This is a genomic window from Streptococcus marmotae (genome assembly GCF_001623565.1).
Classification (GTDB): domain Bacteria; phylum Bacillota; class Bacilli; order Lactobacillales; family Streptococcaceae; genus Streptococcus; species Streptococcus marmotae.
The window spans coordinates 526,470-542,436 of sequence record NZ_CP015196.1; the positions used below are offsets into that span (position 1 = coordinate 526,470).

General features: G+C 42.1%; 14 protein-coding genes. 2 read left to right on the plus strand and 12 right to left on the minus strand.

Annotated elements, in window-relative coordinates; translation table 11 throughout:
• Positions 1–127: 127 nt before the first annotated feature.
• The 4 genes from lpdA to A4H00_RS02685 form a co-directional block, all read right to left on the minus strand.
• Positions 128–1,885 carry a dihydrolipoyl dehydrogenase gene (lpdA, locus tag A4H00_RS02670; protein ID WP_067086965.1) on the minus strand — a complete coding sequence of 586 codons (1,758 nt, stop codon included), beginning with the start codon at positions 1,883–1,885 and terminating at the stop codon, positions 128–130.
• Positions 1,886–2,076: 191 nt separating this feature from the next.
• Positions 2,077–3,465 (minus strand): dihydrolipoamide acetyltransferase, encoded by a 1,389-nt coding sequence (locus A4H00_RS02675; RefSeq protein WP_067086967.1) that lies wholly within the window; start codon positions 3,463–3,465, stop codon positions 2,077–2,079.
• Between the two features lie 89 nt (positions 3,466–3,554).
• A complete protein-coding gene (locus A4H00_RS02680) occupies positions 3,555–4,550 on the minus strand; it encodes an alpha-ketoacid dehydrogenase subunit beta (RefSeq protein WP_067086971.1) in 996 nt (331 codons plus the stop codon).
• 91 nt (positions 4,551–4,641) lie between these two features.
• A complete protein-coding gene (locus tag A4H00_RS02685; protein ID WP_067086974.1) occupies positions 4,642–5,610 on the minus strand; it encodes a thiamine pyrophosphate-dependent dehydrogenase E1 component subunit alpha in 969 nt (322 codons plus the stop codon).
• 231 nt (positions 5,611–5,841) lie between these two features.
• Between A4H00_RS02685 and A4H00_RS02690 the strand changes: the two genes are divergently transcribed.
• Positions 5,842–6,504 carry a trimeric intracellular cation channel family protein gene (locus A4H00_RS02690; protein WP_067086976.1) on the plus strand — a complete coding sequence of 221 codons (663 nt, stop codon included), beginning with the start codon at positions 5,842–5,844 and terminating at the stop codon, positions 6,502–6,504.
• Between the two features lie 274 nt (positions 6,505–6,778).
• Here the strand turns inward: A4H00_RS02690 and A4H00_RS02695 are convergent, their stop codons facing one another.
• The 5 genes from A4H00_RS02695 to A4H00_RS02715 form a co-directional block, all read right to left on the minus strand.
• On the minus strand, positions 6,779–8,227 hold the full coding sequence (locus tag A4H00_RS02695) for an ABC transporter ATP-binding protein (RefSeq protein ID WP_067086979.1): 1,449 nt from the start codon (positions 8,225–8,227) through the stop codon (positions 6,779–6,781).
• Complete coding sequence (locus A4H00_RS02700) at positions 8,191–8,850, minus strand: energy-coupling factor transporter transmembrane component T (RefSeq protein ID WP_067086981.1); 660 nt, start codon at positions 8,848–8,850, stop codon at positions 8,191–8,193. Before A4H00_RS02700 ends, A4H00_RS02695 begins: the two co-directional genes overlap by 37 nt.
• Complete coding sequence (locus A4H00_RS02705; protein WP_067086984.1) at positions 8,847–9,440, minus strand: MptD family putative ECF transporter S component; 594 nt, start codon at positions 9,438–9,440, stop codon at positions 8,847–8,849. The genes A4H00_RS02700 and A4H00_RS02705 overlap by 4 nt, the downstream gene beginning before the upstream one ends.
• Before the next feature lie 117 nt (positions 9,441–9,557).
• Entirely contained in the window at positions 9,558–11,225 is a 1,668-nt protein-coding gene (locus tag A4H00_RS02710) for an amino acid ABC transporter ATP-binding/permease protein (protein ID WP_067086987.1), read from the minus strand.
• A complete protein-coding gene (locus A4H00_RS02715) occupies positions 11,218–12,975 on the minus strand; it encodes an ABC transporter ATP-binding protein/permease (protein ID WP_067086989.1) in 1,758 nt (585 codons plus the stop codon). Before A4H00_RS02715 ends, A4H00_RS02710 begins: the two co-directional genes overlap by 8 nt.
• A gap of 152 nt (positions 12,976–13,127) precedes the next feature.
• On the opposite strand from A4H00_RS02715, the gene A4H00_RS02720 reads away from it, so the two are divergent.
• Entirely contained in the window at positions 13,128–14,279 is a 1,152-nt protein-coding gene (locus A4H00_RS02720; RefSeq protein ID WP_067086991.1) for a DUF6287 domain-containing protein, read from the plus strand.
• Positions 14,280–14,770: 491 nt separating this feature from the next.
• On the opposite strand, the gene rpsR is transcribed toward A4H00_RS02720, so the two are convergent.
• Genes rpsR through rpsF form a run of 3 tightly spaced genes read right to left on the minus strand, consistent with a single transcriptional unit; the run spans position 14,771 to position 15,841 of the window.
• Entirely contained in the window at positions 14,771–15,010 is a 240-nt protein-coding gene (gene rpsR / locus A4H00_RS02725; RefSeq protein ID WP_002939250.1) for a 30S ribosomal protein S18, read from the minus strand.
• A 34-nt stretch (positions 15,011–15,044) separates the two neighbouring features.
• The gene (locus A4H00_RS02730) at positions 15,045–15,539 is read right to left on the minus strand and encodes a single-stranded DNA-binding protein (RefSeq protein ID WP_067086994.1); all 495 of its coding nucleotides are present in this window, start codon (positions 15,537–15,539) and stop codon (positions 15,045–15,047) included.
• An 11-nt stretch (positions 15,540–15,550) separates the two neighbouring features.
• Positions 15,551–15,841 (minus strand): 30S ribosomal protein S6, encoded by a 291-nt coding sequence (gene rpsF / locus A4H00_RS02735; protein ID WP_067086996.1) that lies wholly within the window; start codon positions 15,839–15,841, stop codon positions 15,551–15,553.
• Positions 15,842–15,967: the final 126 nt, after the last annotated feature.

Sequence of the window (15,967 nt, forward strand, 5' to 3'; positions counted from 1 at the left end):
AGTGAGGACAAGCAGTTTCTTCGAAATCACGATTGAGTCCCTCTCCCTTATTTCCAAGCTTCAACAGTCCGCTAGACTGTTACAGCAAGGTGAGTTAACGACGTCAGATTTGGATGTTTGCCGAGTGTTATTTCCGTTTTGGTGGGTTGTGAATCGCTACTCCCAAGACATCTAAGAAGGCCTCGTACATCACTTCTGAGAAGGTTGGGTGCCCATGGATAGATGCTGCTACATCGTCCACTGTCAATTCTGCTTCCATGATGGTTGCTGCTTCGTTAATCATTTCAGCTGCTACCGGACCAATAATGTGAATACCGAGGATTTCATGGTATTTCTTATCTGCAATGACTTTGACAAATCCATGTGCCTCATTTGAAGCAATGGCACGACCATTTCCAGTAAAGCTACATCTACCGATTAAGATATCATCTCCGTATTGCTCACGCGCTTGATCTTCTGTCAAACCAACCATAGCAATTTCTGGATGTGTATAAACCGCTGCTGGTGTGAAATCCAATTTCGCCTTGTGGTGGTTACCCAAAATCGCATTTTCAGCTGCTACTTCACCCATACGGTAGGCAGCATGCGCCAACATCTTCGTACCATTTACATCACCTGGTGCATAGATACCTGGGATAGATGTTTCTTGGTAGGCATCCACTTTAATGCGACCACGATCCATTTCAAGATTAAGATTTTCAAGACCTGCCAATTGTGGCACACGTCCAATTGAAAGAAGGGCTTTTTCAGAAACAATTTCTGAACCGTCGTTCAATTTAATGGTCAATTGGTTGTTGGCTTCGATGATTTCTGATACTCCAACAGATGTCAAGAATTTCATACCTTTCTTAGAAAGCACTTTTTGTAATTCAACAGATACTTCACGGTCCATACCTGGGATGATGCGGTCTGCCATTTCAACAACTGTTACTTCTGTACCGTATGAAGCATAGACAAGTCCAAGCTCCACTCCAACAACACCACCACCCATAACTGTAAGGGATTTTGGAATTTCACGAAGATCAAGGATATCATCTGAAGTCAAGACAAGTTTAGAGTCAATTCCTGGGATATTGATCCGAGAGACTTTTGAACCTGTCGCAAGAACGATACTACGTCCTTTGATAGTTTCGCCACCAATTGTAACCGTCTTATCCGGATTTACTTGACCAAGACCATTGAAAATAGTGACTTTGTTGGCTTTCAAGAGACCTCTCACCCCACCTGTCAATGTCTTAACAACTGAGTTTTTAAAGTCTACGGTCTTGTCCATATCAATTGTATAGTTGGTTGAAGCAAGATTGATACCACGGCCAGCAGCAATCTTCAAACCATCAAGAATTTCAGCATTTTTAAGGTAGGTTTTGGTTGGGATACATCCTTTATTCAAGCATGTTCCACCAAATTCTGATTTCTCGACGATGGCAATTTTGCCACCTAATTGTGCACCACGAATCGCAGCGTAGTAACCTGCAGGACCACCACCGACAACAATCATATCATATTCATCTGCTGCAAGTTCTGCTTTAGGGGCTACAGGAGCCGCTGCTGGAGCTGCTGGTACTTCAAGACCTGCCGCTTTCAAGTCTGCTGTTGCTTGAGCAACATCTGCTTTAGGAGCTGCTGCGCCTGCTTCAACGACTTCTCCTTCTGCACCGATATAGCCGATTACTTCTGTTACAGGTACTGTTTCGCCATTTCCACGAACGATTTTTAGCAAGATTCCTGAATCTTCTGCCTCCAATTCCATGCTGGTCTTATCAGACATCATCTCTAAGATAACGTCCCCTTCATTGACGACATCACCTTCTTGTTTTTTCCATTCGATGATTTCACCTTCTTGCATGTCAACGCCGAGTTTCGGCATAATAATTTCAACTGCCATAATTATGATACAAAGAACGTCAAAATGCGACCGAATTTTAGAGTCCAACGTAGGATAGTTTGTATCCACAAGGAGGACTATCTAAATTCCGAGCATTTAGTTCGTGTTCAAATCCAACGAACTCGTTCTACATCCTTTCTTTCTTTTGTTTAAAAACTCTTCTACTGATAACGTATCCCGTTATTTCGTACTCAAATCAACAATTCCAATGGATTTTCAAGTAAATTCTTGAGATCCACCATAAACTTAGCTCCATTCATACCGTCAATAATACGGTGGTCAATGGTCAAGCAGAGGGCCATAATTGGACGGATTTTAATTTCGCCGTCGATTACGACTGGTGTTTGAACAGTTGAAGCAACTCCGAGAATTGCTGAGTTTGGTTGGTTAATAATTGGGTTAAAGGTCTTGGTACCAAACATACCGAGGTTGGTAATAGAGAAGGTTGAACCAGACATTTCTGCCCCTTTCAACTTACCTGATTGCGCTTTTTTGATAACATCTTTTGATGCAACAACAAAGTCAGAAAGGCTCATCTTATCTGCACCATGTACTACTGGCACAACCAGACCCTCGTCCAAACCAACGGCAATTCCAAGGTTAACAAATTTATGCAACTCAATTTCTTGGGCATCGTTGATGAGAGATGCGTTCATATAGCGATGCTCTTCTTTCATCAAAGTACGAGCAACCGCTAGACCAATCAAGTCGGTAAAGGTAACTTTTAGCCCTGTCTTATTCATGATTGGCTCAAGGACTTGCTTACGAAGTGCCATGAGGTTAGTCATGTCAATATCATAGTTGAGCGTAAAGGTTGGTGCCGTCAAGTAAGAGTTGACCATTCCTTTTGAAATCGCCTTACGCATTGGGCTCATCTTGATGATTTCAACGCCTTCTGGCAATTCTTTGGCTGGTTTTTCTGCTGCTTTTGCTGGAGTTGGCTCTACAGTTGCTGGTTGTTTCGCTGCTAGAGCTGCAAGAATATCTTCCTTGACAATCTTACCATTGACACCTGTTCCAACAAGCTCTTCAAGATTGATTCCTTTGTCAGCTGCCATTCGTCGAGCAAGTGGTGTCGCTTTAGGAGCTGCACCCTTGAAGTCTTCTACATCTGACTTATGCACACGACCATTTGCACCTGTTCCCGGAACAAGTCCAAGATCAATATCTAAGTCGTTCGCTAATTTACGAGCAGCCGGCGTTGCACGTACTTTTCCACCACCTTGTGGCTTGGCAGCTGGTGTCGGAGTAGCTGCTACGGCAACTGGAGCTGATTCAACAGAAGCAGTTTCTGTTACTTCTGGTGCATGCGCTGAACTTGCAACTACATCCACACTTTCGCCTTCTGCTCCGAGATAGGCAATGACTTCTGTAACAGGAACAGTTGCGCCATTCCCATGAACAATTTTAAGAAGAACACCGGAATCTTCTGCTTCTAATTCCATGCTGGTCTTATCAGACATCATTTCCAAGAGGACATCGCCTTCATTGACAACATCACCTTCTTGCTTCTTCCACTCGATGATTTCACCTTCTTGCATGTCTACACCGAGTTTAGGCATGATAATTTCTATTGCCATCTAATCTTCCTTTCTGTTTTTCCCTGCTTTTCAGTTAGAAAACAAGGGAGCGACGGCTGTGAATCATCACAAAACCGTCTTCCTTTCTTTTACCCTTTATTCACTTGTTTGTAAATTGCAGCTTTAATTTTTTCAACACTTGGTAAGACTGCATTTTCAAGAATGTTAGCGTAAGGAACAGGAACGTCATCAGAAGCGATACGAACAACTGGGGCATCTAGGTAATCAAATGCTTCGCTTTCTGTGATAATCGAAGCAATCTCACCGATGAAACCACCTGTTTTGTAAGCATCATTCACTAAAATAACTTTTCCAGTTTTCTTCACAGAATTGATAATCAATTCTTTATCAAGCGGAATAAGTGTGCGTGGGTCAACCACTTCTACGCTAATTCCTTCTGCTGCTACTTCATCAGCTGCTTGAAGCACACGTTCTAACATACGGCCATAAGACACGATTGTCACGTCTGTTCCCTCACGTTTGATTTCCCCTTTTCCAAGTGGGATATAGAAGTCTGGATCAAGGTTAACTTCTTCCTTTTTACCATAAAGTGCTTTTGGCTCTAAGAAGATAACTGGGTTGTTGTCCAAAATAGAAGATTTCAAGAGCCCTTTGGCATCGTTAGCTGTACCTGGTGCCACTACCTTGATTCCTGGAATATGCGTCAACCATGCTTCAAGTGATTGAGAGTGTTGTGCTGCTGATCCAATCCCTGATCCTGAAGCTACACGGAAAGTGACTGGGGTTTTCAAACCACCACCAAACATATAGTTAGTTTTAGCTGCTTGGTTGACAATGGCATCAAGGGCAATGGTAATAAAGTCCATGAAGGTCAAGTCAACAATTGGACGAAGACCTGTCTGAGCCGCTCCTACTGCTGAACCAGCAATCGCTGCTTCTGAGATAGGTGTGTCGCGAACACGTTTTTCACCAAATTCTTCCAACATCCCCACAGATGTTCCAAAATCTCCACCATAGATTCCTACGTCTTCTCCCATTAAGAATACGCGCTCATCTTTACGCATTTCCTCGCTTTGAGCTAAGTTAATCGCTTCACGCAAGGCCATTACTTTTGTTTCAGTCATGTTTTTCTCCTAGAAAATATCAAATCTTGGTTCCTTTAAACGGAACTCTTTCAATCGTTTTCGATAACTATGCTTATGCTGTACCTATCTATTAGTCCACAAAAACATCTTCATAAGCGATAGAAATGTCTGGATCTGGACTTTCTTGGGCAAACTTCACAGATGCTTCTACTTCTTCTGCAACTTGTGCTTCAATAGCATCTAATTCTTCGTCTGTTGCAATCTTGTTTTCTGTCAAGTAAGCACGGTATTTTTTAAGTGGATCTTTTGCTTTCCAAGCGTCTACTTCTTCTTTGGTACGATATGCACCAGCATCTGCTGTTGAATGTCCAAACCAGCGATACGATTCCACCTCTACAAGAGCAGGGCCATTTCCAGCACGCACGTATTCAATGACTTCGTGCATTTTTTCGTAGACCGCTACAACATCATTTCCATCTTCCACATAATGCCCTGGCATACCATAGGCATCTGCACGAAGGTAGAGATGAGGGATTTTCGTTGAATACGTGATATCTGTTGAAATACCATAACGGTTGTTAATAATGAAGAAGATAACTGGCAAATTCCAAACAGCAGCCAAGTTCATTGACTCATGAAAACTACCTTCGTTGGTCGCTGAATCTCCTGAAAAAGCAATGACAATGTTATCTGTTCCAAGATATTGTTGAGTTAAAGCTGCACCGACTGCAAGGGCATAACCACCACCAACGATACCATTTGTTCCATAATTTCCTTTTTCAAGGTTGGCCAAATGCATAGAACCACCACGTCCTTTTGAAGAACCTGTTGCTTTTCCAGCAAGCTCCGCCATCATGGCATTGATGTCAATTCCTTTAGCAATAGTTTGACCATGACCACGGTGATTTGAAAAGATAATATCTCGATCTGTCAAATCCGCAATTGCGCCGACAGAAGCTGCTTCTTCTCCGACTGAGAAGTGAGTCATCCCTTGTACAAACCCACGACGGACAAGTTTATTCAATTTCATATCCACATCGCGAATTTGTTGCATTTTTAAAAACATATCTAAATGTTTCTCTTTTGAAATAGATACCATATTTTCCTCCAAAGTATTTCTGTTTCTTCTATATGATAATTCAAAAATTCACAATTTGCAAATAATTTAACCGTTTTCCCATTCTTTTCATAACTTTGAAAAAGCCCTATATTCGTGCACTTTTTCACAAATTTTCAGAATCATTTCTTGTTTCCATGTTCTTTTTTTCACAAAGTTAATTTTGCATTGAATCGTCAACCATTTTATGATAAGATAGCCCTGGAGGGCGCTATGGATTTCGATTTATTTCTACTCATTTGCAACTATATTGGTACTATTTCCTTTGCTGTATCTGGAACGATTAAGGGCTTTAAGAAAAAACTCGATATTTTTGGCATTACACTCCTAGCCACGATTACGGCTATCGGTGGGGGAGTGATTCGGGATACCATGGTTAATCAGATTCCTGCCGCTCTTGTTGAGCCTTCTTCTATCTATCTCTCAATCGTCGTATCCATTATCATGTACCTATTTGTTATCATGAAGAAGAATGAATCCCCACGCGACAAGACTCTCTATCATTTTCTCAGTAAGACCAATCTTTTTTTTGATGCTATTGGGCTAGTTATCTTTGCTTTGATTGGTGCAAGTACCGGTGTCGAACTTGGCTTAAATTGTATGACATCAGGCATTTTGGCAGCCTTGACCGGTGTAGGGGGAGGAATTGTTCGAGATTTGTTGGTCAATGAAACTCCTCTTGTCTTGAAAGAAGATGTCTATGCTGTGCTGGCTCTTTTTACAGGTATTTGCTACCATATCCTTGTCCTTGACTGGAAATTAGCACGAATCCCTACCTTTATCAGCCTCTTTTTCATCTTCCTCCTCATTCGCCTACTCGTTATCAAGTACCACATCAACCTCCCAAATATGGAAAAGCCACTCAAAAAACGCTGAACACCAGCGTTTTTCTCTTTATCATTTTCAAGAAGCAAAACATCAGCTATTTGGAGTATCTGCCATCATTTCTATCTTATACTCTCATCTGACTAGGTAACGAGACCATCGATTGAACCGTCATTCATCTAGGCAGGTTAACAAAATCATAGTTTGATTTTTGATGAGTATGACTTTGTTCAGGTATTATCAAACAAGCATTGATCAGGCTATCATCATTCAACTAGTGATACAAAAGGCTCACAACAACGCATTTCAATCATTTATAGACTGACTAGCCCTCATCTTCTTTTCCCATTGCTAATTTCTCAACATCAACCACTTTATCACAAATCCTAGCGAGCAATTCATCATCGTGAGAGATGAGGAGGACAAGTTTTCCTTTTGATTTTAAGAGCTCAAGTTGAGCTGCTAGTTGCTCCATTTGCTCTCTATCAAGACCACTGGAAGGCTCATCAAAGATAAAAATTTCTTTGTTGCTAAATAGGCTAGCTGCTATTATCAAGCGCTGTTGCTCTCCCATGGATAAACTCATCGGATGACGCTCTAAGAGATGTGAAAGCCGAAAAGCACGTAATACGTCCTCATCCAACTGATCTATGCCCAGCCCCAAGCGCAATTCTTTCTCTACTCGCTCTGTAATCAATTGCTGGCGGACATCTTGCATAACATAGGCGATTCTTGCGAGGCGTTTTCGTGCAGGTAAGGATTCTCCCTGCCAACTGACAACACCTGTCTTATCCCCTTCTAAACCGACAAGAGAGCGGGCAAAACTCGTCTTACCACAGCCATTTGCCCCAATCAACCCGACAACCTGACCAGCAGCAAGCACTAGTTCAGTCACTTGATAGAGACACTTAGATTGATGATAGACTCGAAAGCGTTCCAAGGTAAGACCTGTTGGGTCATTGGTAAAGGCTCGTGCCATCTCCTTGACCTGTGCTTGAAAAGGAGCCGTATCAGATGTTCGTAAACCTAATTCCTGTCTTTTTTCCTCAGAATAAGCAAGAAAATCATGCGCAGGCAGATGGTCTACTAGCTTACCCTCATAAAAATACGCATAAGAATCTGCTATCTCTTTCAGATAAGCCAAGCGATGGTCTGCAATAATCAGGGTCTTACCCTGTTTTTTTAATGCCTTCAATAATTCCTGTACTCGCTCGACACCTCGTGCATCAAGATTGGCAGTCGGTTCATCAAAAATCATGATGTCTGTTCCCTGCATGGCTGCTGTGCCAATCGCCACGACCTGCTTTTGTCCACCAGACAATTTTTCCATGTCTTCATGTAACAAGGACGCCAGTTGAAATCGTTCTACCACCTCTGCCAATCGGTTTGAAATAGCCTCTCGTGACATTCCTTGATTTTCACAGGGAAAAACTAATTCTTGTAAAACTTCTTGATGAAAAAATTGTGTCGCCGGATTTTGAAACACAGACGCCACTTGATAAGCCAATTCTTCCACGCTACTTTCTTGATAGGATAAGGAACCAATTCGCAAACTTCCCTCAATCTCTCCTTGATAATACTCAGGAACCAAGCCATTGATGAGATGAAGAAAGGAAGATTTTCCCGAACCACTCGGACCACATAAGACAAGACACTCACCCTTCTTCACTTGTAAGGCTCCAATCTGACAGGCTATGGTCTGACTAGACGCATATCGAAGCTGGACATTACGAGCTTCTAGTTGAATTTTAGGATAAGAAAGCTGAGACACCATACACAGATACTCCAATCTAGCCAAGTCCAACGGGACTGGACAAACTCACTGGGTCTATTGGTCATCGCAATTCCCTTGGTCAAGGTTGCAACGGTCAAATCCTGAGCCGAGCGCAAGAGTGACATCATCAAGGGGACCAAGACACATTCCAAATAGCGATGCGGCTGTAAGAGAATATCTCGCTTTCTCAGAAAAATCCCCCGTGTTTTCAAGGAAACGTGTACCACTCGCACCTCTTTTTTGATCAGCGGTAAAAAGCGAAATAGAACACCTAAGGTCAATAAAAAACTCTCTGGCACATGCCATTTCCTCAGACCATGAATCAATTCATAGGCTGAGGTCGTCAACAGAAGAAAATGCCCAGCCATTAAGGGAACCCAGATATGGCTAAGCATAAAGGTAAGGCGAAAAAGCCACATAGGAAGAACAGCCACTTGACTCATCTGATAGACCAAAAGATAACCTAGCACTGTCACAAGTGCCATTTTGATACGACCGACAAGCAGACAACAAACTGCAATTCCCAGTAGTAGATAAGCACGCTCCCAAGCCGTCACATGCAGACCATAAGTAACTCCTGCAAAAATACTTAGCAGGACCTTGCTTCTGGCATCAAATCTCATTGCAGCAACCCCGATTTTTTAAAGGATTTATCGACCATTTTTTGTCCTATAACAGCTCCAATCAAGCCTCCAACGATAATGGTGGCAGAAAGCCACAAAACATTTCCAACCGTGAAATCAACCATGACACGCGCAATGTACGCTGCAGACTTTCCACGCGCTAAAAGATTTGCCTCATAGGCATCTTTCATCAACCACATAAGAATGATTGGCCCTAAATTTCCAAAAGAAAAAATAATAAAACTCACGATGTTAAGGCATTTTTGCTTGTATTGGCCTTGCTTGGCCACAAGATCTCCTGCAATCCCAAAGACTAAACTAGGTAGGAAAGCTGAGGTCATGTAGCCTGACATGAAAAAGAAACAAGCCATGACACCACTCACCAGACTAATCGAGCCAAATTTTCCCACTTTCGAGAGCAATACCATATAGACTGGACCGCCAATCACAGCTGAAAAAGCAGGCGCATACATCATATTCCCTGAACGGTCAAATACGGCTGCAATCAAGGTCCCAAGTCCTACACACAAGAAGTACAGAGCCGCAAAAGCTCCTGTCACCATAATATCTTTTACCTTTAATTGTTTCATCATTTTCTCCATAAAATCAGAGGGAAACTTCCCTCTTCAGTGCCTGACAAGCATCAGCTGTTTTCTCGTATACCTGTCTCAAGTGATACTATGATACCATGAATAAGGTACACGTGTCTATCTTTCGCTAAGCGCTACCATACCATTTTCAACTCGGAAAATCTGATCCGCACAGGCAATGGTACTAGCACGATGGGAAATCAGAAAGACAAGACCCTGACATTCCTTTTTAATCAATTGGATAAACAAGGCTTCATTGAGCGAATCCAAATTGCTTGTCGGTTCATCAAAAATGTAAACGTCTGCCTGTTTTAGCAAGGCTCTCATCAGCTCCAACCGTTGCGCCTCTCCTGCAGAAAAACTAGTCGCATCTACAACGGTATCCAAGCCTGATTCGGCTTCTAAAATCCGTTCCTTCATCTGGCATTTTTCTGCCAACTCCAAAATCTCTTCATCTGAGATATCTGTTCGACCCAAAACTAGGTTCTCCCGAATTGTCTGTTTGAAAATCTGAGGAATTTGAGGAACATAGGCAAAGTGAGACTGCAAAGCGTCTGGATGCAAGGTCTTGCTCTGATGGCGATTTAGCTCAATTGTCCCTGATTGCCAATCATACCACCGCATAATCAGCTTCATTAAGGTTGACTTTCCAGCACCTGACGGACCAACGATACCGATAATCCCACCTTTTGTAAAGTCGATAGATAATTGATCGTAAATAACCCGCCCTTCATCCTCATAGGCAAAATGAATATCACGCAGGTGAACGGCGTCAATGGTCTCTCGCAACGACTCTCCTGCTTTTTCCATTTCAGCCTCATCCAGTAGCGAAAAGATATTTCTCCCAGCATTCATCGCTCGTTTAAAGCCAAGCGGTAAGCGACTTAATTCTAAAAATGGGGCAAAGGAACTCGTAAACGCAACAAGCACAGAAAGACCTGTTACAACATTCAAGCTTTTTTCCTCCACAAGATGAAAGGTTCTCCAGGCAAAAAGCGTAATGGCAAGACCAATCACTAAAAAACTATAGGCTTGTTGCATAAAATTGGTTTGAGCGACTTGTCTTTCTCGTCTATTGACTTGCTGACTTTGCTGATTCAAGACAGTTGTGTAAGCAGGCATTTGTTGGAATTGAAGTAGGTCTTTGATAGCCTTCAATCCTTGAATAAAGGAAGCTACATAAACCTTTCGTTCCTGATTTTGCTCCTGTAAAATTGGGGTCAGTCGTCTAGCAAACTGATTAGGTAGATAAATAGCCAACAGGCTGTAGGTGAAAAACGCTATACAAGCCAGACCCCAATCCTGCCATCCTATTCCTCCAACCATTAGAAGCGTGACCAAAATTCCTGTCGAAATCGGAGCCAAGGTATGGGCAAAAAAGATTTCTAAGGCCTCAATATCCTCCCCAATCATCTTCAGCAAAACACCGCTGTCTTGGCGATCTAACTTGCCCGGCGCCAAAGCACGCAATTTAGCGAATAGCATCTTCCGAAAGGCAGCCAAGCTATGAAATGCTACATAATGCCCAAAATAATGTTCGCCATAGCGAAAAGCCCCTCGTAACAGTCCGAGCAACATCAACACGAGAAGAAAAACAAAAGAAGGTGCTTCACCTGCTTGTAAGGTGTGCCCTGCTAATTGAACCAACAGAATTGGAATACCAATCGTTGTCGCAAATCCTAGCACAGCAAATAGTACCGCAACTGCTATAAACGGCAGTAAATGCCGCATCGTCTGAATCAGACGTGGAATCAAAATCTGCGTTGGGTATGTTTCCTTATCCATAAATCGACTCCTCCAATTCTGCTTGAGTATCCACCAGATTACGGAAATCTGGCTGTTGTTGGTACAATTCCTCCGCTGATCCGACAAAGGCCTCATGATGTGACAAGAAAAGAATCTGATCTGCCAGATAAACCTGCTTCATCTTGTGCGTAATCATCACAACAATGGCTGTCTCTGAAACCAGCTGGATTAGTTGGTAAATCAAGGCTTCATTGTCCGCATCAACACTCGATGTCATTTCATCAAAAATATAGAGGGAACGCTTGGCTAATATCGCACGCGCACAGATAACTTGTTGACGTTGACCAGGTGATAAGCCCTCCCCATTTTCTCCTACAATCGTATCCAAACCTTCGGGTAATTCATGGATAAATTGCAAAATACTATGTTTATCCATCCAGGCCGTAATTTCTTCTTTTGTCCAATCACAAGCCATCGCCAAATTATCATAAATAGATTGATTCAAAAGATAAGACTGCGCAGAAACATACAGGATTTGGCGGTTAATCTCTGCTTGCGACAAATCTGATAAGGACGTTTGACCAAGTAAAATGTCGCCCGTTTGAGGTACCAAACGCTTCATCAGCAACTGCGCCAAGGTCGTTTTCCCTTGTCCAGACCCCCCGGCAATTGCATAGATATGACCAGCAGTCATCTCAAATTGAACGCCTTGTAAAACTACCTTTTTATCGTATGAGAAGGACACATCCTGCAAGCGTATCTGGTTAAAATCCGCTAAAACAGTACCTTCTTCTTCGTTTTTTTCCTGCATACCATCCAAAAATCCAAAAATCCGATCAGCCATTTTAGTATTCATCATAACTAAATGCATTCCATAACCTTGCTCGCGAATCGGTGCAAAAAATTCCGTTGCAATGAGAATAAAGAAAACGAAATGAAAGAAGGACAATTCCCCTGTCACCAATTGACTAACTGCTACGAAGCCTGAAATCCCAATCCCCAGATACATTACTGCATCCATATAACCAACCGCCTGCAGTTGAAATCCGAGCAATTCCATTGTCGCATCTCGGAAATCTTCAGCCTGTTCATTAAACGTCTTTTCGTAGGTTGCATCTGCCTGATAAGTATATAGGGTATTTAAGCCCTTTAAATCATCTAGAAAAAGATTGCCAACATCCATGTAAGAAGCCCAATAACGGTTCATAATGCGTTTTGAACGCTTCTGCATCAAGATAATTGAAATTGGAATCAAGGGAAGAGCTAGGACAAAAATGACGCTTCCAAGCGGAAAGAGCCAAGCAACTAAGGCTAGAACAGTTAAACAGTTCAAGTAGGTTCTAAGGGACATCGTGAGGTAATGAGAATAATAGGTGTCCAAGCTGTCAATACCTTGCGACGCAACCGTAAAGACATCTGCCGCAGTCGCCTCAGACTCAAACTGACCATCTCGTGCAATTAAAGCCTGAAAAAAAGAACGTTTAATCGTATCACGAGCAAACTGTGACCCGATTCCCTGTAGGTGCTTGGCAAGGATAGATACCAGAAACCCTACAAGGTTAACAGCGACTAATCGAAGCACCAATCCTCCTAAGTCAAACACGCCTCCAGTCATATATACCGCAAAGCTCTCACTAATCCAATAAAAACTCAAAATCCGCACCAAAAACTGGATCCAGGATAAGAAAGCTGCTGTATAGACCAAACCGATTTTAGGGCGTATCTGCTCCTTCAGCCTGCCCAGTAAATATTTTTTCTTTTCTCGTGAGATTTTTTTCTCTTGACTCACCCAATAAACTCCTTCCTATACTTTGTGACTATTATAACATTCTTTGAATTATCTGTAAATTTTAATTTAAACGATAAGAGGAAGAAAACGCTTCCTGTTTGTGATATAATAGACATAGTATTTCAATCAACGCAGATAGAAAAGGAGAAAAAATGAAAAAAGTCTTCCCATTATCACCGCTTTCGACCATCGCCTTATGTAGCAGTGTGCTACTCTTAACAGCCTGTACTCCGAACAAGTCAACCACTCAGTCAGACAAGTCCGAGCAAACTAGTCAAGCAAGCTCTTCTTCTAAAGAAGTCAAAGAAGTCAAAAAAGCAACCCCAGAAGAGGATAAAAAGTCTTATGCAAGTGTCTTTGAAGACTATCAAAAAATACTCGAATACAGCGCCACTTATAACACCAACCTAGGTCATATCCGAGAATTACTAGATAGCTTATCCATTGAACTCAATTCTTGGGTAATCGAAAGTGCTCTATACTCTCCAAATAACTTGCGCTACACTTTTCTTGATGTCAACCAAGACGGACAAAATGAATTACTGGTCGGCTCCATTCAATCGGATCAGCAAATTTTTCCAGTTGCTCTTTACTATTTAGACAATAACGCCCCTAAACTCTTTGCAGAAGGCTTTGTCGCCGGTCATGGCGGAGCTAGAAATGCCTTTAGGATTTACCAAAACGGCGATGTAGTCACCGCTAGTTGGAGTTCTGGGACAGGAGAAGGTACCGCAGCGCTTTACCAACTTCCTGCAGATAATAACCAACCAAAACAAAGCGACCAAACTGAATTTCAGCTTGGTCAGGATAAACTGGATCAGTTATTTGGCAAATCAACAGCAGAAGAGCTAAACTTAACTGCTCTCGACTGGGCGTCGTTTGAAGCACCTCAAAAACCTGCCGCAGCCAAGGACACCACTGCTAAAAATATGGATATTAATGCTATCTCCGCTGGTGATTTCTCAAGCCTTGTAGGAACTTGGAGAAACGCACAAGGCTGGGTATTGACCATTGACGCAGACGGGAATATCGCTTATCCAGACTATCCTGAGGTCACTAAGTATATCAATTTAAACAATGCCAAGATCGCAAACGGAATACTGAATGCTAACATCACAAACCCGAACATTCAAGCATCTGCAACCGTTCCAACTATTTTTATTCCTAAAGGAGTTGCCATCACACCAATCGCAAATGATGAAAGCGACCCAACAGACCAAACAAAAGACAGATTCTATTCCACTCAGCACTACATGTCAGCTGATGAACTCCTTCAAGAAGTTTTCTATCGCACGGATGACTAGGGAGCCATTGGGTGAAGCAGAGGCTAGGACGAACCAGAAACGACCGACTTGATAATCTACAAACAGCTACCACAGCTCCTTAGTTTTGGTCAGGCACAAAACCCACAGACTAAGATTAACCACAACATACAAAATAAGATTGGGGAAAAGCCTCTTTTAGGCAATTTCTCCAATCTTTTTGCTTTGCTCAGAAAAAATTAAAAAAACCAGTTGTTCCGCATTTCTAAGAGCTTTCACTCACACATTCACTACCGTTATTTTTATACGTCGAGCGCAATACGGACTGGTTTGCCTTTTGAAAACCAGTAAAAACTTGACTCGCCTTTATCTTTTACAAGCTCATGAAAAAACAGTCCACTGGACCGCCTCGATCTATAGTTGCTTGGCGAGGGAAAAAGAGATCCACCGGACCTGAAAAAACAACCCATCAAGGGTCTTACTCGCTTTCTTATTTTCGAGCTCGTGAAAAAACAGTCCACTGGACTGTTTTTTTAATCTTCATTTACAAATGGTAATAGTGCCATTACGCGAGCGCGTTTGATAGCTGTTGTTACTTTACGTTGGTTTTTAGCTGAAGTTCCAGTTACGCGACGTGGTAAGATTTTTCCACGTTCTGAAATGAAACGGCTAAGAAGCTCAGTATCTTTGTAATCAACATATTCAATTTTATTCGCTGCGATATAATCAACTTTTTTACGGCGTTTGAATCCGCCACGACGTTGTTGAGCCATGTTTTTCTCCTTTATAATTTTTATCTGTCCTTACCTAGAATGGTAAATCATCATCCGAAATATCCATTGGGTTTGTTGTCCCAAATGGGCTTTCTTCGCGTGCAAAGTTTGGTGTAGATTGTGCAGGCGCTTGATAGGAAGTATTGTAATCATTTCCACCAGCAAATGAATTACTTGCTTGATAACCTCCACCTTGGCCTTCACGTGCAGTACGACTTTCCAATAATTGGAAACTTTCTGCAACAACTTCTGTTACATAAACGCGTTGGCCTTGCTGGTTGTCATAACTACGAGTCTGAATACGACCAGTAATACCCACCAAAGCACCTTTCTTAGCCCAGTTTGCCAAATTTTCAGCTTGCTGGCGCCAGATGACCACATTGATAAAATCCGCTTCTCGCTCACCGTTTTGATTTTTAAAATTGCGATTCACCGCAAGTGTAAAAGTCGCAACAGCCTGATTAGACGGTGTGTAACGAAGTTCTGCATCACGGGTCATACGACCAACTAGTACTACATTATTTATCATAATCTACCTTCTTACGCGTCTAATTTTACAATCATATGACGAAGAATGTCGCCGTTGATTTTTGAAAGACGGTCAAACTCTTTAAGAGCTACGTCATCAGTTGCTTCAACGTTCACGATGTGGTAAAGTCCTTCACGGAAATCTTTGATTTCGTATGCAAGACGACGTTTTTCCCATGCTTTTGATTCAACAACAGTTGCACCGTTGTCAGTCAAGATAGAGTCAAAGCGTGCTACCAAAGCATTTTTAGCTTCTTCTTCAATGTTTGGACGAATAATATAAAGAATTTCGTATTTAGCCATTGATATGTTCCTCCTTTTGGTCTAATGACTCATGGTCTAGCCACGAGTAAGTGAGGGTTTCTCACAAGACATTATTATATCGCACTTTCAAGGAAATAGCAAGGAAAACAACAGGATTTTTGAATG

Bases quoted from the DNA above. Each gene is read 5' to 3' on its own strand.
- A4H00_RS02675 (WP_067086967.1), bottom strand. From the start codon at position 3,465: ATGGCAATAGAAATTATCATGCCTAAACTCGGTGTAGACATGCAAGAA.
- A4H00_RS02680 (WP_067086971.1), bottom strand. From the start codon at position 4,550: ATGACTGAAACAAAAGTAATGGCCTTGCGTGAAGCGATTAACTTAGCT.
- A4H00_RS02730 (WP_067086994.1), bottom strand. From the start codon at position 15,539: ATGATAAATAATGTAGTACTAGTTGGTCGTATGACCCGTGATGCAGAA.
- A4H00_RS02720 (WP_067086991.1), top strand. From the start codon at position 13,128: ATGAAAAAAGTCTTCCCATTATCACCGCTTTCGACCATCGCCTTATGT.
- lpdA (WP_067086965.1), bottom strand. From the start codon at position 1,885: ATGGCAGTTGAAATTATTATGCCGAAACTCGGCGTTGACATGCAAGAA.
- A4H00_RS02705 (WP_067086984.1), bottom strand. From the start codon at position 9,440: ATGAAACAATTAAAGGTAAAAGATATTATGGTGACAGGAGCTTTTGCG.
- A4H00_RS02710 (WP_067086987.1), bottom strand. From the start codon at position 11,225: ATGGATAAGGAAACATACCCAACGCAGATTTTGATTCCACGTCTGATT.
- rpsR (WP_002939250.1), bottom strand. From the start codon at position 15,010: ATGGCTCAACAACGTCGTGGCGGATTCAAACGCCGTAAAAAAGTTGAT.
- A4H00_RS02700 (WP_067086981.1), bottom strand. From the start codon at position 8,850: ATGAGATTTGATGCCAGAAGCAAGGTCCTGCTAAGTATTTTTGCAGGA.
- A4H00_RS02690 (WP_067086976.1), top strand. From the start codon at position 5,842: ATGGATTTCGATTTATTTCTACTCATTTGCAACTATATTGGTACTATT.
- A4H00_RS02695 (WP_067086979.1), bottom strand. From the start codon at position 8,227: ATGGTGTCTCAGCTTTCTTATCCTAAAATTCAACTAGAAGCTCGTAAT.
- A4H00_RS02685 (WP_067086974.1), bottom strand. From the start codon at position 5,610: ATGGTATCTATTTCAAAAGAGAAACATTTAGATATGTTTTTAAAAATG.
- rpsF (WP_067086996.1), bottom strand. From the start codon at position 15,841: ATGGCTAAATACGAAATTCTTTATATTATTCGTCCAAACATTGAAGAA.